Raw genomic sequence first — 24,764 nt, 5'->3', positions numbered from 1 at the left:
TTGCGCTCTTTTTACTTTATTTTATGAGTCTTCGTGCGATTTACCCGTGAATTTATCAAGTCGAGGTCCACATGATAAATAGAGCCGTTGATTTTATCAAGTCTAGGTCCACATGATAAATAGAGCCGTTGAATTTATCAAGTCAGGCTTCACATGATAAATAGCAATAAATTTTTATAATATTCCTCACGATTTTGTAAAGTGCTGACGCCCGGGGGAATAGTATGCCGCGCGAGACTACAGGCTCGAACCATACCCCTAGGCAAGCATGCACTTTCAAAACCTTGAAATTCCTCTATATAAAAAGATTTCTTCACTAGGCTATAACCTAATGAAGAAATCTTTTATTTTAACTATATTCACTTAATGTTAATGATATCTACTGAGTATGATTAGGTTTCAAGTTAAAGACAGCTATTTCAGGTGAACAAAATATTCTAATAGGTAATCTTGTCATGCCTATTCCTTTAGTTACAAAGAGATATTGCTCATTTCTAATATGATATAAACCTTGTATATAATTTTTGCCAAAAGTAGGCGTATATATAGCACCTATTTTGGGTATACGGACTTGACCACCGTGTGTATGACCAGATAATACTAAATTGATATAAGGATCTAACAATTTAACTTTGTCTGGCTCATGCATTAGTCCTATTCTATAATCGACGTGCTCATCTGGTGTTTGGAATGAACTATTGAAATTAGGTTGGCCGAAACATATATCATCTATGCCATGAATTAAAATATTACCGTCTAGTGTCTTAACTTTAAAATAATCATTTAAAAGTGATTGGAAACTAGACTTATTCATGATGTCCAGTATGATATCAATGCCATTTGATCCATAATCATGATTACCTGGAACAAAAAACTTTCCATATTTTGATTGAATAGTTCTAAATAAAGGTATAACTAGATAAGGATCAAATGAAACATCGTTAATATTGTCAAAACAGTCACCTGTAAAACAAACGATATCAGCTTCTTGTTGATTAATGAGAAGTACGAGTTGATGTAAATCTTTTAAATCAGAATAATAACCTAAATGTAAATCTGAAATATGAACAACTTTCAAATTGTTTTTAAGATTACTTTGTAGATCGTGCTTTACAATTTTTATTTTAGAACTAGGGAATTGAATGCTCATGAGTTTATACCTAATTCTTTATTGAAAGAATCTATATCAACTTGGTAAAAAACTTTATCATTAATCAGAACAGTAGGTGTTGAAAAGCTATCTAAATCTATTAATTCACTTTTAAACTGTTTGTTTTTTATATTTTTTTCAATGTAATCAATTTCTTTTTCCTTGAAATATTGTTTTACAAATTGGCAAGGAGGGCATTGGTCTTGAGTATAAATAGTAACTTTATTCATTTCTTTCACCTCGACTTTATATAGTCATATTATAATGATTTCTTACAGTGTTCAACGATTATGTATAAATACTGACATGAACTTGTCATTACTTTGTAAATGTTAAACATTTTACTAATGTTTAAAATGTTGTATAATAAGAATAAATTGTGATATAAATCACAAACGTTGAATGGAGGAATATTATGGATGCAGTAGTTATAAGTCGTTTACTGACTGCGATGACCTTGGGATTCCATATCATATTTGCAACAATTGGTGTGGGAATTCCTTTAATGTTTGCGATTGCTGAATTCATAGGAATTAAAAAAAATAATCCTATGTACATTGCAATGGCAAAACGTTGGTCTAAAGGTTACACGATTACTGTAGCGGTCGGAGTAGTTACAGGAACGATTATAGGGTTACAATTATCATTATTGTGGCCATCATTTATGCAATTGGGTGGGCAAGTCATTGCACTACCATTATTCATGGAAACATTTGCCTTTTTCTTTGAGGCTATTTTCTTAAGTATTTATTTGTATACTTGGGATAGATTTAAAGGGAAGTGGACACACTTTTTAATTAATTTACCAGTTATTATTGGTGGTACTTTCTCAGCATTTTTCATTACATCCGTGAATTCTTTCATGAATACGCCTAGTGGTTTTGACTTTATTAATGGGAAATTAATGAATATCGATCCAATAGCAGCGATGTTTAATGCATCATTTGGTGTGAGAGCATTTCATGTCATTTCAACTGCTTTCATGACAGCAGCATTTATTTTAGCAAGTATCGCAGCTTATCGTTTAATTAAAAATAAATTTATTGATGATAAAGAATATCATAAAAAAGCGCTAAAACTTACAATGACAGTAGGGCTTATAGCGAGCTTACTTGCGATGCTTGCAGGTGACTTATCTGCAAAATTCTTACATCAAGAACAACCGGAAAAATTAGCAGCCATGGAATGGCATTTTGAAAGTGAATCTAAAGCTGACCTTGTATTATTTGGTTTAGTAGATGAAGATAAACAAGAAGTTAAAGGTGCTATTAAAATTCCAGGAGCTTTGAGTTTCTTATCAGATAGTAATTTTAATACAGAAGTTAAAGGTTTAAATGAATTTAAAAAAGATGAGACACCACCGCTTATCATTCATTACTTCTTCGACTTAATGGTATTCTTTGGTGTTTACTGTTTTGTCGTTTCAGCATTATTCATTGCCTTAAAATGGTTCAAAAAATGGTCTCAATTTAGTAAACCAATACTATATTTAGCTGTTTTGACTGGTCCATTAGCAATGTTTGCTATAGAGTTTGGATGGTTCTTAGCTGAAATGGGTAGACAACCATGGATTTTAAGAGGTTATTTAAAAGTTGCACAAGCAGCAACTCATGCTGACGGTTTAAGTCTTGTGTTTATAGCATTTGCAATTCTTTATTTAATATTAGGCATTTCATCAAGTTATGTCCTTATTAGAATGTTCAGTCACAGTAAAGCAACTGATGATGTGAATAAAATAATAGACAGAAAGGGTGAAGTATAATGGATTATCAATATATAGGTATTACAGTACTTTGGCTCTTTTTGTATAGTTATATCATCATCGGTGCAATAGATTTCGGTGCTGGATTCTTTGCTTTTCATGCAAAATTAACGAAACAAGATCATATCATTAACAATTTAATTTCAAGATATTTAAACCCAGTATGGGAAGTTACCAATGTATTCTTTGTATTCTTCTTTGTAGGTATAGTTGGATTCTTTCCTGATTCAGCTTATTACTTTGGATCAACGCTATTAATACCAGGAAGTGTTGCATTGATACTTCTATCCATTCGTGGTAGTTTTTACGCATTTGAAAACTACGGTCAAGATAGCAAATTATCATGGTTATTCTTATACGGTGCAACAGGATTACTTATACCTGCATCATTTTCAACAATATTAACGATTGCTGAAGGTGGGTATATTACAGAAACAAGTAAGGGCGTCCATTTAGAGTGGCTTGATTTATTATTAAGTCCTTATGCTTGGTCAGTTGTATTTTTAGCAATTATCTCTGTATTGTATATTTCTTCAGGTTTCTTGACATATTATGCGAATAAAGCAAAAGACACTGAAGCGTATCATTTATTGAGACAATGGTTCCTTATATGGGCTGTTCCAATGATTATCATTTGTCAATTTGTGTTCTTATCATTAAGACAACATAATGAAGACCACTTTAATAATGCAGTTGGGAGCTTTTGGTGGTTATTTGGCTTAAGTGTCGTATTTTTCATTATTGCAGTTGCACTCATTTACTTTAAGAAAGCACATGGGTTAGCATTTATTATGATATTACTACAATTCGGTACCGCATTTTTCGGTTACGGTTTGAGTAAATTACCATATCTTTTAGATCCATTTATCAACATTGATAAAGCGGTCGTAAATGATCAAATGGCCTTATCGCTTGTAATCGTATTTATTTTAGGTTTACTTTTACTCGTACCATCGCTAATATTATTATTAAGATTATTTATCTTTGATGCAGATTACGTTAAAGGCAAAAAGAAATAACAATCTATAGTATGGAGGCGTATCATGGGTAAGGAATATGTAGTAATAGGTTTAGGTCGTTTTGGTGGAAGTATTGTTAGAGAGTTAAACGCTTTAGATATGGATGTCATGGCTATTGATGCTGATGAAGCAAGAGTGAATGAATATAGTGATATCGCCACACATGCAGTTATTGCGGATACAACAGATGAAGCGGTAATGAAGAGTCTAGGTATACGAAACTTTGATCATGTGATTGTAGCGATTGGAGAGAACATACAGGCAAGTACACTGACTACATTAATACTTAAGGAACTAGGTGTTAAAAAAGTTACTGCTAAAGCTCAAAATGATTATCACGCTAAAATATTAAACAAAATTGGTGCAGATACAGTTGTACACCCAGAAAGAGATATGGGTCGTAGAATTGCCCATAACGTCGCTAGTGCTTCAGTTTTAGACTATTTAGAACTGTCAGATGAATATTCTATCGTTGAAATAAAAGCAGGGGAGAAACTTGCTGGGAGTTCGATATTAGAACTAGACGTTCGTGCGAATTATGGCATTAATATTATTGCAGTAAAAAGAGGTAAAGATATTATCGTTGCCCCTGATCCAAATGAAAAAATAGAATATCATGATATATTGATTGTAATAGGTCATGATAATGATTTAAATAGATTTGAGAAAAAACTCGTAAATGAATAATCTTTGAAATATAGAAAAATGACCGACAATGTCAGAAGACGTTGTCGGTCATTTTATTATTATTATTTAATTTTCATAATGATTGGTAAAATCATTGGTTTACGAGCTGTTTTTTCATATAAATATGGTTGTAATGCTTCAGTAATTGTAGATTTAACATGATGCCATTCTACTTTTTCGTTATTATTTAACTTTTCAATGACTGATTTTTTGATTAAACGTTGTGCATCGTAAATTAAATGTCCTGATTCTCTCATGTAAACAAATCCTCTAGAGATGATATCTGGACCTGAAAGTAATTGCTTCGTTTTAAAATCAATACTTACAACAACGATTACAAGACCTTCTTCAGATAACACTTTACGATCTTTAATAACGACGTTGCCGATATCTCCTATACCACTACCATCAACAAATACGTTGCCAGAAGGTATACGTCCAGCATATCTTGCTGAATCTTTCGTAAGCGCTAGGACATCGCCAATTTCATAAACGAATATATTGTCAGGTTCTACACCACAGTTAATCGCTGTTTCACTATGTTTTCTAAGCATTCTGTACTCACCATGAATTGGCATAAAGTACTTCGGATTAATTAAACGTAACATCAATTTTTGTTCATCTTGTGAACCGTGACCTGATGTATGAATGTTGGATAATTTTCCGTGAACAACATCAGCACCGGCTTTATATAAAGAGTTTATTGTTCTATTAACACTCTTAGTGTTACCTGGAATAGGTGACGAACTGAAGACAACTGTATCATCAGGGATAATACTTATTTGTCTATGTGTACCATTGGCAATTCGAGATAATGCTGCCATAGGTTCACCTTGAGATCCTGTACATAAAATAAGAATTTCATGTTTAGGAACGGAATTAATTTTGTTAGGTTCAATAAATGTTTCTGGTGGTACTTTAATATATCCTAATTCGGTACCGATTTTAATGTTATTCTCCATAGAACGACCGAAGACAACAATTTTACGATTGTATTTAACAGCAGCTTCAACAGCTTGCTGAACTCTGTAAATATTAGATGCAAATGTTGCGAAAATAATTCTACCAGAACATTTACGGAAAATTTCGTCGACATTTTGTCCTACTTCTTTTTCACTTAAAGTAAAATTAGGAATTTCTGAGTTTGTAGAGTCTGATAATAAACAAAGAACGCCTTCTTCACCAAGTTGAGCCATTTTAGCGATATTAGCAGGTTTACCTACAGGTGTGAAATCAAATTTGAAATCTCCTGTATGAACAATTTTACCTTCTGGTGTGTCTGCAATAATACCATAAGCTTCTGGGATACTATGCGTCGTTAAATAGAAAGAAATTTTGAAGTGTTTAAATTCAAAAACAGAATCTTCGTCTATTTCATTTAATTGAGCTGTTTTTAACAAATGGTGTTCTTCCAACTTGTTTCTAATAAGTCCTAAAGCAAGTGGACCACTATAAATTGGAACGTTCATTTGTTTGAGTAAAAATGGAACGCCACCAATATGGTCTTCGTGTCCATGTGTAATAAATAAAGCTTTAACTTTATGTTTATTTTGAATTAAGTACGTATAATCCGGTATCACGTAATCGATACCAAGAAGATCATCGTCTGGGAATTTTATACCCGCATCAATCACGATGATTTCATCTTGATATTCGAGGGCGTACGTGTTTTTACCAATTTCACCGAGACCACCCAGTGCGTATACGCCTACTTCATTTTTTTGTAGAGGTTTCATCTAGATATTCTCCACTTTGAAGTGATCTGATTGTTTTTCATAATCTAAATGAGCGCCCTCTAATTTTTGGACAAATTCGATATTGTAATTACGGTCTGTTAAATATTTTCTAATTTCTTCTTCAGTTTGTCCTTCGAAATACTTTGTTTGTGTACTTTCACGTACAATTACTTCACTTTTATCTTCTTGAAAAAATACTTTAAATACTGACATATATAAATCCTCCTAGGTTAATTAACATAAATAAAGCCCTAGTTTTAAGTCTAGGGTGAGTCAATGTTGAATTTTGATTCCCGTACATTTTTAAAAGTAGTTATATGAATATATATAAATACCTTTTTAATAAGTTCATTTTACATGATAATTAGAGATAAATAAAGTTTTTTAACTAAATCTTTCATATATATTGAATATGGACTAAAATAGATTTAAGGAGGCGATCAAAGTTGGATAAGAAATTAATATTTTTTGACATAGATGGAACAATCTATGATGAAAATAAAGAAATACCCGAATCTACAATTACTGCCATAACAAAATTAAAAGAAAAAGGGCATATAGTCGCTATTGCAACGGGAAGAGCGCCTTACATGTTTAAAGAAGTTATTAAAGAAACTGGAATAGAAACATTTGTTTCATTAAATGGACAAATTGTCGTTTATAACGGAGAAATTATTGGCAAACATCCGTTAAATAAAGAAGAATTAAGTAATATAGTAGACAAAGCACATGAAAATAATCATCCGTTAGTATTTTTCGGAGAAACGACTGTTTACGCAAATGTCGAAAGTCATAATGACATATCAGAAAGTTTAGGGTCATTAAAAATGGATTACCCTGAATATCACAATACATATTATCTTGATCATCCAGTTTATCAAGCACTTATTTTTCATGGTGATGATGAAGATGACAAATACGATAATCAATTTAATTCATTAAAATTTTACAGATGGCACCTTCTAAGTCGAGACGTTGTACCGAATGATCGATCAAAAGCAGAAGGAATAAAAGAATTAAGTGAAAAATTAGGATTTTCATTAAGTGAAGTCATAGCATTTGGAGACGGACCTAACGATATCGAAATGATTTCAGAAGTAGGCTGTGGAGTGGCAATGGGGAATGCTGTTGACGCTTTAAAAACAGTTTGTGATTATGAAACAACGTCAGTTGATGAAGATGGCATATACAACGCATGTATAGAATTAGGATTGATAGAAGAATAGGAAGTGAAACATATGGATAAAGTGGAACGTATTATTAGAACCGTTGAAGGTGAAAAAGAAAGATCTGACAAACAATTTAAAGGCATTGAATTTAATATACGTAAAAATGAAGTTGTCATGATTTATAATTATGATGAAATGGTCAATAATGTTAAACAAGACCCACATTACATTAGACACAATAAAGATCCAGAATGGTTAAGCTTAGACGAACTTACAACAGTCCAAAAAGCATTAAAAGAAAAAAATATACATTTTATAGAGCGTAGAGACGAATTTATGTAACGAGTATTTTGTTTGAAATCTCTAAAAAAATAAACACATCAATCCGATTAGAAAATTTAATGGATTGATGTGTTTTTATATGACGATATTGATATTTGATTATTAGTTTATTTCAACTGCATCTTCTAACGGTTTGAATGGATCTTCTTGATTAATATAATCGTAGAACATTACACCATTTAAATGATCGATTTCATGTTGCAATACGATTGCTGGATATCCTTTGAATCTTTTTTTGAATAGATCTCCATTTATATCATAGGCTTGTATTGTTACTTTAAAGTTTCGATGTACTAATCCTGGTTTGGATTCATCTACGCTTAAACATCCTTCACCGCCGTTTAAATACGCTTTTTGTACACTATGACTAACAATTTTAGGGTTGATCAGTTGTAGTTCTATTGAATTTCCTTTGCCATCATCTTGAATATAAACTGCTAACATTTGTTTAGAAACGTTTATTTGTGGCGCAGCAAGACCAACACCTGAACGTAATCCATATTTTTTAGCTAATGCTTCATCTTGAGAATTTTTTAGGAATTCTAGCATATCATTTAACGTTTCTTTCTCTTCATTTGAAATTGGTAAATCTACTTCAGCGGCTTTTTTTCTAAGTGTTTCGTGGCCGTCACGAATAATATTTTCCATTGTTATCATTTTCATGCACCTTCCTCATATAAAATATATCAAAAACTATTCATTTTTACATCTATTATTAATTGTATAAATAAAAAAAACAGAGTAACATGTTTATAGACATGTAAGGAGGCAATATAAATGATTGGCAAGAAATTTTTAACATTAACACTAGCAACCACAGTCATTTTATCAGCATGTGGTCAATCTAAAGAATCACTTGAGGCTTTTTATAAAAAGGTAGAAAAAGCTAACCAAGAAGAAAAAGTAATTGTTGATTTAAACGAAAAAATGGCGAAAGCTGAAAAAGAAAAGGTTAAGAAAATTGAAGAACTCAATAAAGCTAAAGATGGAGAATTTAAATCTAAAGCTGAAGAGATTACAAATGATATTAAAAATAGAGAAAAAATCATAAATGATGAAAAAGAAGCAATGGATAAATCTAAAAAAATATACGAATCTTCTAAAAATGATTACAAAGCAATAGAAGATGAAGAACAATCAAAAGAAGCTGCTGATTTAAAGAAAGCTTTGGATGAGAAATATAAAGTACATGATAAAGTAATCAAAGGTTATAAAGAGGTGCTGAATACAGAAGAAAAATTATTTAGCTATCTATCTGATGACAATGCAACGCAAGAAGGCGCGAACGATCGCTCTAAAAAATTAGCAGAAGTAAACAAAAAGACCGAAAAAGTAGTAACGGAATATCAAAACAATCTTAAAAAAGTACAACAAGAAAAGAAAGATGTTTCAGCTATTTTAAACGAATAATTTGTATTAGTACAGATGCAAATATGTTGTAATACAGTTTTTAAAAAACCTTTTGTACAGGGCTTTTTGTAATGTTAGTATTTTTTATTTAACAGTAAAACAGATTTATGTTAAACTAATTAAGAAATGATTATTTAATATAGGGAAAGGTATGGTGAATTGAATGGCTCCGAGAAAAAAAGCCCAATTCGATGCAGTAGCGACTTTAAATGAAATAGAGTCTAATTTTGAAATGGTTCAAGTGTTAGATGAAGAAGGAAACGTCGTAAATAATGACTTATTACCAGACTTATCAGATGAAGAACTTGTTGAATTAATGGAAAGAATGGTTTGGACTCGTGTTCTAGATCAACGTTCTATCTCATTAAATAGACAAGGTCGTTTAGGTTTCTATGCTCCAACAGCAGGTCAAGAAGCTTCACAATTAGCTTCACATTATGCTTTAGAAAAAGAAGATTACGTACTTCCAGGTTATCGTGATGTACCTCAATTAATTTGGCATGGTTTACCATTAACTAAAGCGTTTTTATTCTCACGTGGACACTTTATTGGTAACCAATTCCCAGAAGGTGTTAATGCTTTAAGTCCACAAATTATTATCGGTGCACAGTTTATTCAAACTGCTGGTGTAGCACTAGGTCTTAAAAAACGTGGTAAGAAAAATGTAGCAATCACTTACACTGGTGATGGTGGTTCTTCACAAGGTGACTTCTATGAAGGTATTAACTTTGCGTCTGCTTACAAAGCACCTGCAATTTTCGTAATTCAAAACAACAACTATGCGATTTCAACACCACGTGACAAACAAACTGCAGCTAAAACATTAGCTCAAAAATCAGTAGCAGTTGGTATTCCAGGTGTATTAGTTGATGGCATGGATGCATTAGCTGTATATGCAGTGACTAAACAAGCTCGTGACCGTGCTGTAAATGGTGACGGCCCATCTCTAATTGAAACTTTAACTTATCGTTACGGTCCACATACAATGGCTGGTGACGACCCAACTCGTTATAGAACATCTGATGAAGATTCAGATTGGGAAAAGAAAGATCCATTAGTTCGTTTCAGAAAATATCTTGAAGCTAAAAACTTATGGTCTGAAGAAAAAGAAAATGAAGTTATGGAAAAAGCAAAAGAAGAAATTAAAACAGCTATCAAAGAGGCAGACGGTACACCTAAACAAAAAGTTACAGACTTAATGGAAAATATGTATGAAGAAATGCCTCATAATTTAGCTGAACAATATGAAATTTACAAAGAGAAGGAGTCGAAATAAGTCATGGCACAAATGACAATGATTCAAGCGATTAACAATGCGCTTCAAAACGAATTGAAAAGAGACGAAGACGTTCTATTATTCGGTGAAGACGTTGGTGTAAACGGCGGTGTATTCCGTGCAACAGAAGGTTTACAAAAAGAATTCGGTGAAGATCGTGTATTTGATACACCTCTAGCTGAATCAGGTATTGGTGGTCTAGCTTTAGGTTTAACGCTTGAAGGTTACCGTCCTGTCATGGAAATCCAATTCTTTGGTTTCGTATTTGAAGTTATGGACTCAATTGCTGGTCAAATAGCTCGTCATCGTTTCCGTTCAGGTAACTCAAAAACAGCTCCAGTAACAATCCGTGCTCCATTCGGTGGTGGTGTTCATACACCAGAATTACATGCTGATAACTTAGAAGGTTTAATGGCGCAATCTCCAGGTTTGAAAGTTGTTATTCCTTCAAATCCATATGATGCTAAAGGATTATTAATTTCTGCAATCCGCAGTAATGATCCAGTTGTATATTTAGAGCATATGAAATTATACCGTTCATTCCGTGAAGAAGTACCTGAAGAGGAATATGAAGTGGAAATCGGTAAAGCTAAAGTTAAACGTGAAGGTACTGACTTAACAATCATCACTTATGGTGCAATGGTTCAAGAATCATTAAAAGCAGCAGAAGACTTAGAAAAAGATGGTTATTCAGTTGAAGTAATTGACTTAATCACTGTTCAACCTTTAGATGTTGAAACAATTGTGAAATCAGTTGAAAAAACAAACCGCGTAATTGTAGTTCAAGAAGCTCAAAAACAAGCTGGCGTTGGTTCAACTGTTGTAGCAGAAATCTCTGAAAGAGCTGTTCTTTCATTAGAAGCTCCTATTGCACGTGTAGCTGCTGCTGACACTATTTATCCATTCACACAAGCTGAAGGTGTTTGGTTACCAAACAAAAAAGATATCGTAGCGCAAGCTAAACAAACATTAGAATTTTAATGCGCATTAAAATACGGATTTAATATTTAGGAGGAAAAAATCGTGTCATTCGAATTTAAATTACCAGATATCGGAGAAGGTATCCACGAAGGTGAAATTGTAAAATGGTTTGTTAAAGCAGGAGACGAAATTCAAGAAGACGATGTATTATGTGAAGTTCAAAATGATAAATCAGTCGTTGAAATTCCATCACCTGTTTCAGGTAAAGTAGAAGAAGTTATGGTTGAAGAAGGAACTGTTTCTGTTGTTGGTGATACAATTGTTAAAATTGATGCACCAGATGCAGAAGGTATACAATTCAAAGGCCATGATGACGATGAAGAAGAAGCACCAGCAGAAGAAGCGAAAGAAGAATCTAAAGAAGAAGCAACTGCTGAAACTCAATCAGAAGATGTTGATGATTCTAAACGCGTAATCGCTATGCCTTCAGTTCGTAAATTTGCTCGTGATAACGATGTAAATATTAAAGCTGTTTCAGGTTCAGGTAAAAATGGACGTGTCTTGAAAGAAGACGTTGAAGCATACTTAAACGGCGGTTCTAAATCAGAACAACCAGCTGCAGAAGAAGCTCAATCTTCAAGTGAAGATACTCAATCTGTACAAACTCCACAAGTACCAGAAGGAGAATATCCTGAAACTCGTGAGAAAATCCCAGCGATGCGTAAAGCAATTGCTAAAGCAATGGTTAACTCTAAACAAACTGCTCCTCACGTAACATTAATGGATGAAATTGATGTTCAAGAATTATGGGATCACCGTAAAAAATTCAAAGAAGTTGCTGCTGAGCAAGGTACTAAATTAACATTCTTACCATACGTTGTTAAAGCATTAGTATCAGCACTTAAGAAATATCCAGCATTAAATACTGAATTTGATGAAGAAAATGGTGAAATTGTTCATAAACATTACTATAATATAGGTATAGCTGCAGATACTGATCGTGGTTTATTAGTACCAGTAGTTAAAAATGCTGATCATAAATCAATGTTCGAAATTTCAGATGAAATTAACGAATTAGCTGTTAAAGCACGTGACGGTAAATTACAAGCTAACGAAATGAAAGCCGCAACTTGTACGATTAGTAATATTGGTTCAGCAGGTGGACAATGGTTCACTCCAGTAATCAACCATCCTGAAGTTGCAATTTTAGGTATTGGTCGTATTGCTCAAAAACCTATCGTTAAAGATGGAGAAATTATAGCAGCACCTGTGTTATCATTATCATTAAGTTTCGACCATAGACAAATTGATGGTGCTACTGGACAAAATGCTATGAACCATATTAAGAGATTATTAAATAATCCAGAATTATTATTAATGGAGGGGTAAAAATGGTAGTTGGAGATTTTCCTATTGAAACAGATACTATTGTAATTGGAGCAGGTCCTGGTGGATATGTTGCAGCAATTCGTGCAGCACAATTAGGACAAAAAGTAACAATCGTTGAAAAAGGTGAATTAGGTGGCGTTTGTTTAAACGTTGGTTGTATTCCATCTAAAGCTTTATTATCAGCATCACACCGTTTCCATAATGCACAACATTCAGAAGACATGGGTGTTATTGCTGAGAAAGTTGCATTAAATTTTGAAAAAGTTCAAGAGTTCAAAAATGGCGTAGTTAATAAATTAACTGGCGGCGTTGCTGGATTAATGAAAGGTAACAAAATTGATGTAGTTAAAGGTGAAGCGTATTTTGTAGATGAAAATAACTTAAAAGTTATGACTGAAAAAGCTTCTCAAACTTATACGTTTAAACATGCAATTATTGCTACAGGTTCACGTCCAATTGAAATTCCTAATTTCAAATTCGGTAAACGTGTGATCGATTCAACTGGTGCTTTAGCACTTCAAGACGTACCAAAAAAATTAGTAGTAGTTGGTGGCGGTTATATCGGTTCTGAACTAGGTACTGCTTATGCTAACTTTGGTTCTGAAGTAACAATCCTTGAAGGTGCAAAAGATATTTTAGGTGGATTTGAGAAACAAATGACTCAAATCGTTAAAAAAGGTCTTAAAGCAAAAGGTGTAGAAATCGTTACTGAAGCAATGGCTAAATCTGCTGAAGAAACTGATAATGGCGTAAAAGTTACTTACGAAGCTGGCGGAGAAACAAAAGAAATCGAAGCTGACTATGTATTAGTTACTGTAGGACGTCGTCCAAATACTGACGAATTAGGTCTAGAAGAATTAGGTCTAAAATTATCAGAACGTGGATTAGTTGAAGTTGATGAACAAAGTCGTTCTTCAATTGAAAACATCTATGCAATCGGTGATATCGTTGCTGGACCTCCACTTGCTCATAAAGCAAGTTACGAAGCTAAAGTAGCTGCTGAAGCTATCTCTGGTGAAAAATCTGCTGTAGATTACTTAGCAATTCCTGCAGTATGTTTCACAGAACCAGAATTAGCAACAGTTGGTCATTCAGAAGCAAGTGCTAAAGAAGAAGGATTAGAAGTGAAAGCTGCTAAATTCCCATTCGCTGCCAATGGCCGTGCATTAGCTTTAAATGAAACTGCTGGTTTCGTTAAACTTGTAACATTAAAAGAAAATGGATTATTAGTTGGTGCACAAGTTGCTGGTACAGGCGCTTCAGATATTATTGCTGAATTAGGTTTAGCAATTGAAACAGGAATGACTGCTGAAGACGTATCATTAACTATTCATGCTCACCCAACATTAGGTGAAATTTCTATGGAAGCTGCAGAAGTAGCTCTTGGAACACCTATTCATACAATGTAATAATTGACAATACTAAAGAATCACTGTTCATTCAGTGATTCTTTTTTTATAAAGGAGAAAGGTAAAATGGAATATAGTTATCCAATAGATGTTGATTGGACGCAAGAAGAAATACTTCAAGTGATAGAGTTTTTCAATCATATTGAAGATGCATATGAAAGTAGTACTGACAAAGAACAATTTAAACGAGCATATAAAAACTTCAAAAAAATTGTTCCAGGAAAGTCAGATGAAAATAATATTTATAAAGAATTTAAAGAAGTAAGTGGTTACGATGGTTATAAAGCAGTAAAAGCGTTAAATGAAAATAACGAAGAATCAAACATTACAATTAAATAAAATATTGATATCCCCCAAAAAAGTGTTGAACTATAAAATAATTTCTGTTATTTTATTAAAGGTACTAAACTTAATGTTTAGTAAAAGTAAACAACACATTTTTTGGGGGATTTATGAATATAGGAGAAAAACTTAAAAATTTAAGGTATCAGAAAAATTTAACTCAAGAAGAATTAGGTGAACGTACAGATTTGTCAAAAGGTTATATTTCACAGCTGGAAAGAAATTTATCTTCTCCTTCTATGGAAACTTTTCTGAATATATTAGACGTATTAGGTGTAGAGCCAAGCGAATTTTTTAATGAAAAATTATATCAAGCTCGTATACATTATCCTTTAGATGAACAAACGATATATGATGAATTTGATCTTGGATATAAGATTAAATGGTTAGTACCTGATTCAAATGAATTTGAAATGGAACCAGTCATTATAACTTTGAAAAGTAATTCGAAATATAAATCATTTAGTCCATCATCATCAGAGACATTTGCTTACGTTAAAAAAGGTTATATAACATTGAAAATAGGAAAACAGACATACACCGCTAAAAGTGGGGAATGTTTTTATTTTAAAGCTCATGAAGAGCATCAGTTCTTGAATGAATCAACTAAAGATGCAGAAGTATTAATAGTTGCTACAGAATCGTATTTATAGGAGGTAAGGCATGAAACAGCCCATCATAAAGTTTGAAAATATTTCAAAAAAATTTAATAATACTCAAGTATTAGATGATGTCAGTTTTGAAATTGAAGAAGGTGAATTTTACACATTATTAGGTCCTTCAGGATGTGGAAAAACAACGATTTTAAAGTTGATAGCAGGATTTGAAACGCCATCTAATGGTGACATATTATTCAACAATAAAATAATCAATAAAGTACCAGCTAATAACAGAAAAGTTAACACGGTGTTTCAAGATTATGCTTTATTTCCACATTTGAATGTGTACGATAATGTAGCATTTGGACTAAAGATAAAGAAACTCAATAAAAAAGATATTCAGCAAAAAGTAAAAGAAGCCTTAAAATTAGTAAAGCTTGAAGGTTATGAACAGCGTAATATTACTGAAATGAGTGGTGGTCAAAAGCAAAGAGTTGCTATAGCAAGAGCGTTAGCTAACGAACCAGAAATCATTCTTTTAGATGAACCTCTATCAGCATTAGACTTAAAATTAAGAACTGAAATGCAGTATGAATTGCGTGAATTACAACAAAGGTTAGGGATTACGTTTATATTTGTTACACATGATCAAGAAGAAGCTTTAGCAATGAGTGACTACATATTTGTAATGAAGGACGGTAAAATTCAACAAAGTGGTACGCCCGTTGATATTTATGATGAACCTGTAAATAGATTTGTTGCAGATTTTATTGGAGAGTCGAATATCGTGAGCGGTGTTATGAAACGTGATTATGAAGTCGAAATGTATGGCATTTCATATGAATGTGTTGATGCAGGCTTTAAAAAAGATGCTAAAGTTGATGTTGTCATACGTCCAGAAGATATTACGATAAAATCAGAAAGTGAAGGCCGTATTTCTGCAGTCGTAGATTCTCAATTATTTAGAGGTGTTCATTATGAAATATGTTGTTTTGATGTTCAAGGTAATGAATGGATTATACAATCGACTAAAAAAGCAACAATTGGTGAAACTGTCGGATTAGATTTTGACTCTGAAGCCATTCATATTATGTTACCTGGTGAAACTGAAGAAGAATTTGATCGTCGAATTGAAAGTTATGAGGAAGATGGCAATGCGTAAAATAAAATCAATATTACTTGTACCTTATATGATATGGATTGTATTGTTCATTATTGTACCTATAGCTATGATTTTTTATTCTTCTTTATTAGATATTCATGGACACTTTTCTTTTGAAAATTATAAGAACTTTTTTACAAGTAGTTATTTGGAAATGACTTTAAGCTCAGCATGGTATGCATTTATTATTACGTTCTTTTGTTTAATCATTAGTTATCCTTTAGCACTCATATTGAGAAACGCTAAGTATAAAGAAATATTACTTTTACTTGTCATATTACCAACTTGGATAAATTTATTGTTAAAAACGTATGCCTTTATCGGTATTTTAAGCCATGATGGATTATTAAACAAAATTTTAAACGTCTTTAATGTGCCTTCTACTGAATTATTATTTACAAGTACAGCCTTTATCATCGTTTCTGTATATATTTATATACCTTTTATGTTATTACCCATCTTTAATTCGATGGACGAAATACCTGAGAATTTACTACAAGCTTCTAAAGACTTAGGTGCAAGCCCTTTAACAACTTTTAGAAGGGTAATCGTGCCATTAACTTTAGAAGGCGTCAAAACAGGTATACAAATTACATTTATACCTGCATTATCTTTGTTTATGATTACGAGATTAATTGCAGGAAATAAAGTGGTTAACTTAGGTACCGCTATACAAGAGCAGTTTTTAGTGACACAAAATTATGGAATGGGTTCAACGATTGCAGTGTTTTTAATATTAGCAATGGCATTTATACTCATTGTGACAAAATCTAAATCAGAGAATAAGGAGGTATAGTATGAAAATAACTGGAAAAATCTATTTTACATTTATACTCATATTTCTATACTTACCAATATTCTTTTTAATTTATTATTCCTTTAACGATGCGGGGAATATGACACAATTCAAAGGATTTACGCTTGATCATTATATATCAGTATTTCAAAATAAACGTTTACTTGTCATAATTGTGAATACGATAGCGATTGCGTTATTAGCAGCTAGTATATCAACTGTAATTGGTATTTGTGGCGCGATTGGTATTTACTATTTGAAAAATAAAAAATTGAAAGTTGGCTTATTAACTTTAAACAATATATTAATGGTTAGCTCTGATGTAGTCATCGGTTCTTCCTTCTTATTATTATTTACTGTGATTGGACACTTCACAGGTATGGGACTAGGATTTTGGTCAGTATTAATTTCACATATTGCTTTTTGTGTGCCTATAGTCGTTCTATTAGTGTTACCGAAACTATATGATATGAATACATCTATGATTGATGCAGCTAGAGACTTAGGTGCATCTTCATGGCAAACACTTATTAAAGTGATTATTCCTCATATACTTCCTGGCGCTATCGGTGGTTTCTTTATGGCGCTAACATATTCTTTAGATGACTTTACAGTAAGTTTCTTCGTTACGGGTAGTGGATTTAGTGTATTATCAGTCGAAGTTTATTCAATGGCTAGAAAAGGTATTACGATGGAAATTAATGCGATTTCTACATTGCTATTTGGTTTAGTTATGATACTGATTTTAGGTTATTATTTCATAAAAAGTGGTCAACAAAGAAGAGTTGAAAAAAGAGGGGGCAGTTTAAGATGAAACAATTAATGCAATTAGTTGGTATTTCGTTGATCGCTGGATCACTATTAATGCTATCAACTAAATTGATTGATCCGCCACCTTCTAAAGGAAAAAAAGATGTTATATACGTATATAATTGGGGAGAATATATAGATCCTGAGCTGACAAAGAAATTTGAAAAAGAAACAGGTATAAAAGTCGTATATGAAACATTTGATTCAAATGAAGCCATGATGGCTAAAATTAAAAATGGTGGTACATCATACGACGTTGCAGTACCAAGTGAATATACTGTACAAAAAATGAAGAAAGAAAAGTTATTGATTCCAATTGATCATAATAAATTAACAAACTTAAAAAATATGGATAAGTCATTCATGAATTTACCATTTGATCCTGGAAATAAATATTCAATTCCTTATTTTTGGGGTACTGTCGGAATATTGTATAATCCTGAAAAAACGAAAGGTATCAATTTCAATTCTTGGAATAGCCTATGGGATAAACGATTAAAAGATGATGTGTTAATTGTCGATGGTGCAAGAGAAGGAATTGGATTTGCTTTAAATAGTATGAATGAAAGCTTGAATGAAACGGATGAACAAAAACTTGAAAAAGCTCAAAATAAATTAATTAAACTATCTCCTAATGTAAGAGGTGTTGTAGGAGATGAAATTAATACGATGATGGTTCAAAATGAATCAGATGTTGCAGTTGTATGGAGTGGAATGGCCGCGGATATTATGACTGAAAATGACCAATTAGACTTTGTTGTACCGAAAGAAGGTTCAAACTTATGGTTTGATAATCTCGTTATTCCAAAAACTGCTCAAAACGTGGAAGGTGCACATAAGTTTATTGATTTCTTATTAGACGAACAAAATGGTAAACAAAATACAGAATGGGTTGGTTATGCTACACCGAATAAATCTTCATTTGATCTTCTAGATAAAAGTGTTAGAGAAGATGAACGATTTTATCCTGATTCAACTCTTAGAAACAAGCTTGAAGTTTATCAAGATTTAGGTAAAGAAAATATTTCAGAATATAATGAAGCATTTCTTAAATTTAAGATGTCATTAAATTAATGTTTATAAAGGGTCTTTGTGAGAAACAAGGCCCTTTTTTTGTTATAATTAAAACCAATTCATTATAGAGGAGGTAAATATGATGAATTCATATGTAGAACATGTGAAACAGCCAGTTGGTAGAGGCGCAGAGAAGTTCTTTGGATGGCTAGCTTGGATAATAGTGTTAGGTATTACAGCATTGTCTCTATTTGCTGCACTTGTCGTATTAAATAATCCTGACAATTTAAATAGACTAGAAACTTTGATTAATCGCTTAAATATTAATATCACAGCTAATGGTCAATTATTATCTGCGAGCGAAGTTGCACTCAATATTCAAAATGGAATATGGCTATTCATAATTTATTTGATAATTGTTTTAATTTTTTCTTTTATAGGATTAGTATTGATGAGATGGAGAATATTTTCAGGTATTGTATTTTTACTTTTAGCAGTTATTACTATTCCATTATTTATTGTTTTAGTTCCACTCTTTTTCTTTATAGTAAGTATTTTATTATTTGTAAGAAAAGACAAAATATTACCTATCCAAGGTATGGGGCAACAACAATATTTTCAAGGTGATCGTGAAAGTGTAAATCAACAACCTAGACAAACTCAACCATTACAACCTGCAAGAAAGCATCAAGAAAAACCAGAGCCATACAATGATCAAACAATAGGTTCAAATCAATCAAATACAAAACAAGAAGAACCTATAGAACAAAAAACTGAAGAAGAGACTTATCACGACGCTTCTAACAGCGAAGAAGTTTTATCTCGTCGTAAAAAGCATCAAAAGCATAAAAAACAAAAAGATCAAATTGACGAATCATACAATGATGAGAACGAGCTTGACCAAGAAGATTTAGAGCATCAAGAAGATTTAAGTCAAAGGAAACAAGATCCGTATAATTATGAAACGACTCAATCAGATGAATATCAAGAAAATCTTGGGAAACAAAAGAAAGAAAAGAAAGTTAAAAAAGAAAAACCAAATGCTACAATAGAAAGAAGAAATAATTACGAAAAACGAATGCAACAACAGAAAAAATATTTTGAAGGAAAAAATAGTTCTGACCAAGAAGTTGCAAAAAATGATAAATAAGGTTGAAAAATAAAGAGTAGATTGAGATAATTAGAAGTGACAAATTTTAGGAGGATTTCAATGAAAAGAACTATTGAATATACATTATTAATATTAGGTGCTATTTTTTCTTTAATTGGTATCGTATTTGCTTTTATAATTAAAACTTTTTCCAAAACACCTGAGTTTAAATCAGAATTTGAAAAGTCATTTAATGAGCAAATCCAAGGTTCACAAGATGTACCTAGTTCAGTTACAGCAGATCAAATGTTAAACGGATTTTCAGCATTTGGGAATTTTGCAATAGTGATACTTATAATAAGCATCTTATTAACAGTTGTTGCGATTGTATTTGTTAAAAAACAAAGAATTTTATCAGGTGTATTAGCAGTAGTAGCAGGATTAATTTCAATCCTTACACTAAACGTTATATCATTCTTATTATTGATTATTGCAGGTATAATGTTATTTGTGAGAAAAAATAAAACAAACAATCAATTTGAAGATGTAAACTTCCAAAATGATTTAAAGCATGATCAAAATCAAAACGAAAACGAATTTGATTCAAATGAACAGCAACAAAATCGTATAGAAGAAACAGATAAAAAGAAAAAAGACGATGATCCATACATTTATTAAATCAATTATTTTAAAGAACATTACAGTTATATAGATTAGTGCTAAATTATCTTACGACACAAATCAAAATCCTCCCAATCCGCTAAATTTTACATTTGGATTGGGAGGATTGTTTTGTCTTATGGAAAATAGGTAATGATTAACTATAGAATTTTATTAATTCATTAAATGTATCGTCTAAATATGCTGTGAACGATTTATCAGAATTTAATACTTCTGATTTAGGATCGAGTGTTCTAGCTACGAAAAACTCAGCTTTTTTAACATCTTTAAGTCTTTTAATATGATGTTTTAAATCTTCTTGTGACAATGAATCAATTGGTGATTTATCAATATTATAATGGTCAAAACATAATGAATAGTCACTTGGTAGTGCTTCAAGTAAATGTATGTTTTTATTTAAAAAGTCTGCCATATGACCTTTATTTTTATTTTCATGCATCACACCAAACATAATGAATAATTGAGACTCAAATAAACCTATTTGAAAATGTGGTAACATTTTGTAACCACGTTGATTAGTAGCAAACGCAACCCACGTATCTTTTGGTGGATTCACGGTTCTACGAGCATGTTTAGCAACATGATAATAGAATGTATCACCTGTTTGTTCAGTTAAATAATTGCTGTATCTTTCGCCTAAAGCATTTAATTGAGGTCTTACTTGTTCGTCTAGTGCTTGCATCCTGTTTTCTAAACCTTCAACACTAAAAACTTTAAAATCCTTTTGTTTAAAAGTATACTTAGTCATAGTTGTCCTCCTTGTAACTGTGGTACATATGTATATTTTATCATAATTTTTTTTGAATATATAAAGAACAATGCTAATATAAAAATAACATAGGAGGTCTTGTCATGGAAATATACAAATTTGCATATCAAATTATAGCTGAAGCCGGTAAGGTTATTCGTGATTCGATTGATGAAGAAATTCAAATTGAAACGAAATCAAATCCTAACGATTTAGTTACGAACATAGATAAAGAAACAGAAGAAAAATTATTTAATCAAATTATGTCTACATACCCTGAACACAGAATTTTAGGGGAAGAAGGGCATGGTAAAGATATTCAAGATACAAGTGGTGTGTTATGGATAGTTGATCCAATAGATGGAACATTGAATTTCGTTCATCAACAAGAGAATTTTGCGATTTCAATCGGTATATATATAGATGGTGAAAAGTATGCTGGATTTGTATACGACGTTATGAATGATAAGATGTATCACGCTTTAGCTGGTAAAGGGGCATGGCTAAATGAAGAACCATTAAAACCGTTAAAAGATACTGAATTAAAGACAAGTTTAATTTCCACGAATCCATTATGGTTAACTAAAGAAAAGCTTTCAGGTATATATGTTCCTATTGTAGACAATTCTAGAAGTACAAGAGCATATGGATCAGCGGCGTTAGATTTTGCAAATGTCGCTAAAGGTATTACAAGCGCTTATTTAACAATGAGATTACAACCATGGGATTTTTCAGGTGGTTTAATTATCGTTGAAGAGGTAGGAGCTGTTGTAACGAATCAATTAGGTGAGCAATTAAATATATTAGAAGCAAATTCTATTTTGATAGGTAATAAGGCTATTCATAATGAGCTGCTAAATGAATATTTCTTACCTCATAAACCTCTATTAGAACAAATTCATACTGAAAGATTTCGAGGGAAGTCATAAGTGAATATAAATAGATAAAATAAAAAAGATGCGAAGTCATATCGCATCTTTTAATTTTATGTTGTTTGAAATTATAGCCAGCCGTTTTCACGGTATTTCTTTTTAAGTGTAAAACCAAATCCCATAGTCGCGACGATTAGCAATACTGCTAATAGCATAAATAATATAGAACCTTCAGCTAATGCAAAGCTAAACACTAAAAGGAAAAATGTTACAATTAAAGCAAGTAGTACAAAAATTGCTTTAGATTTTTTCATTTATATCCATCCTTTAACCGTTTTCATAACTTTATTATGCGTTACATTTTAATAAAAATCAACCAGTTAATATTAAACAACTCATATAAAAAATAAGGAAATTTGAGTAAATATGGTCAATAATAGTTATTTTTCTAATGATTTGTGTTATAATTATCTGGTTATAAATATAAGTCGAATAAAAAGTCGATTAATTTTAAATCGGAGAGGAAAATTTCTTGCATGACTAATTTAAGAGAGAATGTACGTAACATTGCAATTATAGCCCACGTTGACCACGGAAAAACAACTTTAGTAGATGAATTGTTAAAACAATCAGGTATTTTTCGTGAAAATGAACATGTAGCAGAACGTGCGATGGATTCAAATGATATAGAAAAAGAACGAGGAATTACAATTTTAGCTAAGAATACGGCTATAGATTATAAAGATCACCGTATCAATATATTAGATACACCTGGACATGCTGACTTCGGAGGAGAAGTTGAGCGTATTATGAAAATGGTTGATGGTGTCGTTTTAGTTGTAGATGCTTATGAAGGTACAATGCCACAAACGCGTTTCGTACTTAAAAAAGCGCTAGAACAAGATTTAAAACCTGTAGTAGTCGTAAATAAAATAGATAAACCTTCTGCAAGACCAGAACAAGTTGTAGATGAAGTATTAGATTTATTTATTGAATTAGATGCTAATGACGAACAACTTGATTTCCCAGTTGTATACGCTTCAGCATTAAGTGGTACAGCTAGTTTGAATTCTGACAAACAAGATGAGAACATGAAATGTCTTTATGAAACAATTTTAGATTATGTTCCAGCCCCAGTTGATAATAGAGACGAGCCATTACAATTTCAAGTTGCATTATTAGATTATAATGACTATGTAGGACGTATCGGTGTTGGTCGTGTATTTAGAGGTACAATAAAAGTAGGACAACAAGTTTCATTAGTGAAAATTGATGGTACAGTCAAAAACTTCAGAGTATCTAAAATATTCGGTTACTTCGGTTTAAACCGTGTTGAAATTGAAGAAGCTTACGCTGGTGATTTAATTGCATTAAGTGGTATGGAAGATATCAACGTTGGTGAAACAGTAACACCTCAAAATAATGTTGAAGCATTACCTATTTTACGTATTGATGAACCAACATTAGAAATGACTTTCTCAGTAAATAATTCACCATTTGCTGGTAAAGAAGGTACTTTTGTTACTGCTCGTAAAATTGAAGAAAGACTAGAAATGCAATTAGAAACAGATGTATCTTTACGTGTAACACCAACTAATTCACCTGATTCATGGGTAGTTGCTGGACGTGGAGAACTGCATTTATCTATTTTAATTGAAAATATGAGACGTGAAGGTTTTGAACTACAAGTTTCTAAACCTCAAGTTATTGTAAAAGACGTAGACGGTGTTAAATCAGAGCCTTATGAACGTGTACAAATTGACGTGCCAGATGAATATACTGGTGCTATCATCGAATCTTTAGGATCTCGTAAAGGTGAAATGTTAGATATGCAATCGAACGAAAATGGACAAACTAAATTAACATTTATGGTTCCTGCACGTGGTTTAATCGGTTACTCAACTGAATTTATGTCAATGACTCGTGGTTACGGAATTATTAACCATACATTCGATTCATATCGTCCAAAAATTAAAGGACGTATTGGTGGAAGAAGAAATGGTGTTCTAGTATCAATCGATAAAGGTGTAGCAAGTACTTATGCGATTATGAACCTTGAAGATAGAGGTATCAACTTCATGGAACCTGGTACAGAAGTATATGAAGGTATGGTCGTTGGAGAAAACAATCGTGAGAATGATCTATCTGTAAACATTACAAAAGTTAAAGCTGCAAACAACATTCGTTCAGCTAATAAAGAACAAACAACTACTATGAAAAAACCAAGAATTTTAACACTTGAAGAAGCGTTAGAATACTTGAATGATGATGAATTATTAGAGGTAACTCCAGAATCTATTCGTCTAAGAAAGAAAATTCTAGATAAATCTGAAAGAGAAAGAGATCAAAAGAGAAACAAAATATCCGATGAGGAGTGATA

27 protein-coding genes are annotated in these 24,764 nt (G+C 32.1%); 20 read left to right on the top strand and 7 right to left on the bottom strand.

Annotated features, from left to right (window positions below):
* Positions 1-379: 379 nt before the first annotated feature.
* A complete protein-coding gene (locus tag LQ598_RS04475) occupies positions 380-1,150 on the bottom strand; it encodes a metallophosphoesterase (protein WP_107537296.1) in 771 nt (256 codons plus the stop codon).
* Entirely contained in the window at positions 1,147-1,380 is a 234-nt protein-coding gene (locus LQ598_RS04470) for a glutaredoxin family protein (protein ID WP_016911295.1), read from the bottom strand. The genes LQ598_RS04475 and LQ598_RS04470 overlap by 4 nt, the downstream gene beginning before the upstream one ends.
* 185 nt (positions 1,381-1,565) lie before the next feature.
* Between LQ598_RS04470 and LQ598_RS04465 the strand changes: the two genes are divergently transcribed.
* The 3 genes from LQ598_RS04465 to LQ598_RS04455 are packed head-to-tail and all read left to right on the top strand — an operon-like array spanning position 1,566 to position 4,618.
* A complete protein-coding gene (locus LQ598_RS04465; protein ID WP_016911296.1) occupies positions 1,566-2,912 on the top strand; it encodes a cytochrome ubiquinol oxidase subunit I in 1,347 nt (448 codons plus the stop codon).
* Positions 2,912-3,931: a cytochrome d ubiquinol oxidase subunit II gene (locus LQ598_RS04460; protein ID WP_016911297.1), complete on the top strand. Its 1,020-nt coding sequence runs from the start codon at positions 2,912-2,914 to the stop codon at positions 3,929-3,931. The genes LQ598_RS04465 and LQ598_RS04460 overlap by 1 nt, the downstream gene beginning before the upstream one ends.
* A gap of 24 nt (positions 3,932-3,955) precedes the next feature.
* On the top strand, positions 3,956-4,618 hold the full coding sequence (locus tag LQ598_RS04455; protein WP_016911298.1) for a potassium channel family protein: 663 nt from the start codon (positions 3,956-3,958) through the stop codon (positions 4,616-4,618).
* Positions 4,619-4,680: 62 nt separating this feature from the next.
* Here LQ598_RS04455 and rnjA read toward each other — a convergent pair whose 3' ends face one another.
* Together rnjA and LQ598_RS04445 are read right to left on the bottom strand one after the other, a co-directional pair.
* Positions 4,681-6,354, bottom strand: a complete 1,674-nt coding sequence (gene rnjA, locus LQ598_RS04450) for a ribonuclease J1 (protein WP_103323341.1) — start codon at positions 6,352-6,354, stop codon at positions 4,681-4,683.
* Entirely contained in the window at positions 6,355-6,567 is a 213-nt protein-coding gene (locus LQ598_RS04445; protein ID WP_016911300.1) for a DNA-dependent RNA polymerase subunit epsilon, read from the bottom strand.
* A gap of 233 nt (positions 6,568-6,800) precedes the next feature.
* On the opposite strand from LQ598_RS04445, the gene LQ598_RS04440 reads away from it, so the two are divergent.
* Both LQ598_RS04440 and LQ598_RS04435 read left to right on the top strand, forming a co-directional pair.
* Positions 6,801-7,580, top strand: a complete 780-nt coding sequence (locus tag LQ598_RS04440) for a Cof-type HAD-IIB family hydrolase (protein ID WP_016911301.1) — start codon at positions 6,801-6,803, stop codon at positions 7,578-7,580.
* Between the two features lie 12 nt (positions 7,581-7,592).
* Positions 7,593-7,865 (top strand): hypothetical protein, encoded by a 273-nt coding sequence (locus tag LQ598_RS04435; protein WP_016911302.1) that lies wholly within the window; start codon positions 7,593-7,595, stop codon positions 7,863-7,865.
* Positions 7,866-7,967: 102 nt separating this feature from the next.
* On the opposite strand, the gene def is transcribed toward LQ598_RS04435, so the two are convergent.
* On the bottom strand, positions 7,968-8,522 hold the full coding sequence (gene def, locus LQ598_RS04430; protein WP_026023192.1) for a peptide deformylase: 555 nt from the start codon (positions 8,520-8,522) through the stop codon (positions 7,968-7,970).
* A 120-nt stretch (positions 8,523-8,642) separates the two neighbouring features.
* Here def and LQ598_RS04425 point away from each other — a divergent pair, with 120 nt between their 5' ends.
* The 13 genes from LQ598_RS04425 (at position 8,643) to LQ598_RS04365 (ending at position 20,761) form a co-directional block, all read left to right on the top strand.
* Complete coding sequence (locus LQ598_RS04425; protein ID WP_016911304.1) at positions 8,643-9,275, top strand: YkyA family protein; 633 nt, start codon at positions 8,643-8,645, stop codon at positions 9,273-9,275.
* A gap of 163 nt (positions 9,276-9,438) precedes the next feature.
* On the top strand, positions 9,439-10,551 hold the full coding sequence (pdhA, locus tag LQ598_RS04420) for a pyruvate dehydrogenase (acetyl-transferring) E1 component subunit alpha (RefSeq protein WP_016911305.1): 1,113 nt from the start codon (positions 9,439-9,441) through the stop codon (positions 10,549-10,551).
* Positions 10,552-10,554: 3 nt separating this feature from the next.
* A complete protein-coding gene (locus LQ598_RS04415) occupies positions 10,555-11,532 on the top strand; it encodes an alpha-ketoacid dehydrogenase subunit beta (RefSeq protein WP_107556831.1) in 978 nt (325 codons plus the stop codon).
* A 42-nt stretch (positions 11,533-11,574) separates the two neighbouring features.
* On the top strand, positions 11,575-12,861 hold the full coding sequence (locus tag LQ598_RS04410; protein WP_016911307.1) for a dihydrolipoamide acetyltransferase family protein: 1,287 nt from the start codon (positions 11,575-11,577) through the stop codon (positions 12,859-12,861).
* 2 nt (positions 12,862-12,863) lie between these two features.
* The gene (gene lpdA / locus LQ598_RS04405) at positions 12,864-14,270 is read left to right on the top strand and encodes a dihydrolipoyl dehydrogenase (protein ID WP_016911308.1); all 1,407 of its coding nucleotides are present in this window, start codon (positions 12,864-12,866) and stop codon (positions 14,268-14,270) included.
* A gap of 66 nt (positions 14,271-14,336) precedes the next feature.
* The gene (locus LQ598_RS04400) at positions 14,337-14,609 is read left to right on the top strand and encodes a UPF0223 family protein (protein ID WP_016911309.1); all 273 of its coding nucleotides are present in this window, start codon (positions 14,337-14,339) and stop codon (positions 14,607-14,609) included.
* A gap of 113 nt (positions 14,610-14,722) precedes the next feature.
* On the top strand, positions 14,723-15,265 hold the full coding sequence (locus LQ598_RS04395) for a helix-turn-helix domain-containing protein (protein WP_016911310.1): 543 nt from the start codon (positions 14,723-14,725) through the stop codon (positions 15,263-15,265).
* A 10-nt stretch (positions 15,266-15,275) separates the two neighbouring features.
* Complete coding sequence (locus tag LQ598_RS04390; protein ID WP_239745285.1) at positions 15,276-16,373, top strand: ABC transporter ATP-binding protein; 1,098 nt, start codon at positions 15,276-15,278, stop codon at positions 16,371-16,373.
* Positions 16,366-17,169 carry an ABC transporter permease gene (locus LQ598_RS04385; protein WP_016911312.1) on the top strand — a complete coding sequence of 268 codons (804 nt, stop codon included), beginning with the start codon at positions 16,366-16,368 and terminating at the stop codon, positions 17,167-17,169. The genes LQ598_RS04390 and LQ598_RS04385 overlap by 8 nt, the downstream gene beginning before the upstream one ends.
* A gap of 1 nt (position 17,170) precedes the next feature.
* Positions 17,171-17,983, top strand: coding sequence for an ABC transporter permease (locus LQ598_RS04380; protein ID WP_103323343.1), 813 nt, complete (start codon positions 17,171-17,173; stop codon positions 17,981-17,983).
* Positions 17,980-19,053 carry an ABC transporter substrate-binding protein gene (locus tag LQ598_RS04375; RefSeq protein ID WP_107556832.1) on the top strand — a complete coding sequence of 358 codons (1,074 nt, stop codon included), beginning with the start codon at positions 17,980-17,982 and terminating at the stop codon, positions 19,051-19,053. Before LQ598_RS04380 ends, LQ598_RS04375 begins: the two co-directional genes overlap by 4 nt.
* Positions 19,054-19,132: 79 nt before the next feature.
* Complete coding sequence (locus LQ598_RS04370; protein WP_107556833.1) at positions 19,133-20,143, top strand: DUF4064 domain-containing protein; 1,011 nt, start codon at positions 19,133-19,135, stop codon at positions 20,141-20,143.
* 60 nt (positions 20,144-20,203) lie between these two features.
* Positions 20,204-20,761, top strand: coding sequence for a DUF4064 domain-containing protein (locus tag LQ598_RS04365; protein ID WP_107556834.1), 558 nt, complete (start codon positions 20,204-20,206; stop codon positions 20,759-20,761).
* Positions 20,762-20,900: 139 nt separating this feature from the next.
* Here LQ598_RS04365 and LQ598_RS04360 read toward each other — a convergent pair whose 3' ends face one another.
* Positions 20,901-21,512 (bottom strand): YktB family protein, encoded by a 612-nt coding sequence (locus LQ598_RS04360; RefSeq protein ID WP_016911317.1) that lies wholly within the window; start codon positions 21,510-21,512, stop codon positions 20,901-20,903.
* Between the two features lie 104 nt (positions 21,513-21,616).
* Here LQ598_RS04360 and LQ598_RS04355 point away from each other — a divergent pair, with 104 nt between their 5' ends.
* Entirely contained in the window at positions 21,617-22,441 is an 825-nt protein-coding gene (locus LQ598_RS04355; protein ID WP_239745284.1) for an inositol monophosphatase family protein, read from the top strand.
* Between the two features lie 71 nt (positions 22,442-22,512).
* Here the strand turns inward: LQ598_RS04355 and LQ598_RS04350 are convergent, their stop codons facing one another.
* Positions 22,513-22,698 carry a DUF5325 family protein gene (locus LQ598_RS04350; protein ID WP_016911319.1) on the bottom strand — a complete coding sequence of 62 codons (186 nt, stop codon included), beginning with the start codon at positions 22,696-22,698 and terminating at the stop codon, positions 22,513-22,515.
* A gap of 222 nt (positions 22,699-22,920) precedes the next feature.
* Here LQ598_RS04350 and typA point away from each other — a divergent pair, with 222 nt between their 5' ends.
* Positions 22,921-24,762 carry a translational GTPase TypA gene (typA, locus tag LQ598_RS04345; RefSeq protein WP_239745283.1) on the top strand — a complete coding sequence of 614 codons (1,842 nt, stop codon included), beginning with the start codon at positions 22,921-22,923 and terminating at the stop codon, positions 24,760-24,762.
* The last annotated feature ends 2 nt before the right edge of the window (positions 24,763-24,764 follow it).

The sequence above is a fragment of the Mammaliicoccus sp. F-M27 genome (assembly GCF_022387115.1).
In the GTDB taxonomy this organism is placed as follows: domain Bacteria; phylum Bacillota; class Bacilli; order Staphylococcales; family Staphylococcaceae; genus Mammaliicoccus; species Mammaliicoccus vitulinus.
The sequence above is the reverse complement of the archived record's forward strand: the minus strand, read 5'-3'. Positions and strand labels throughout refer to the sequence as shown.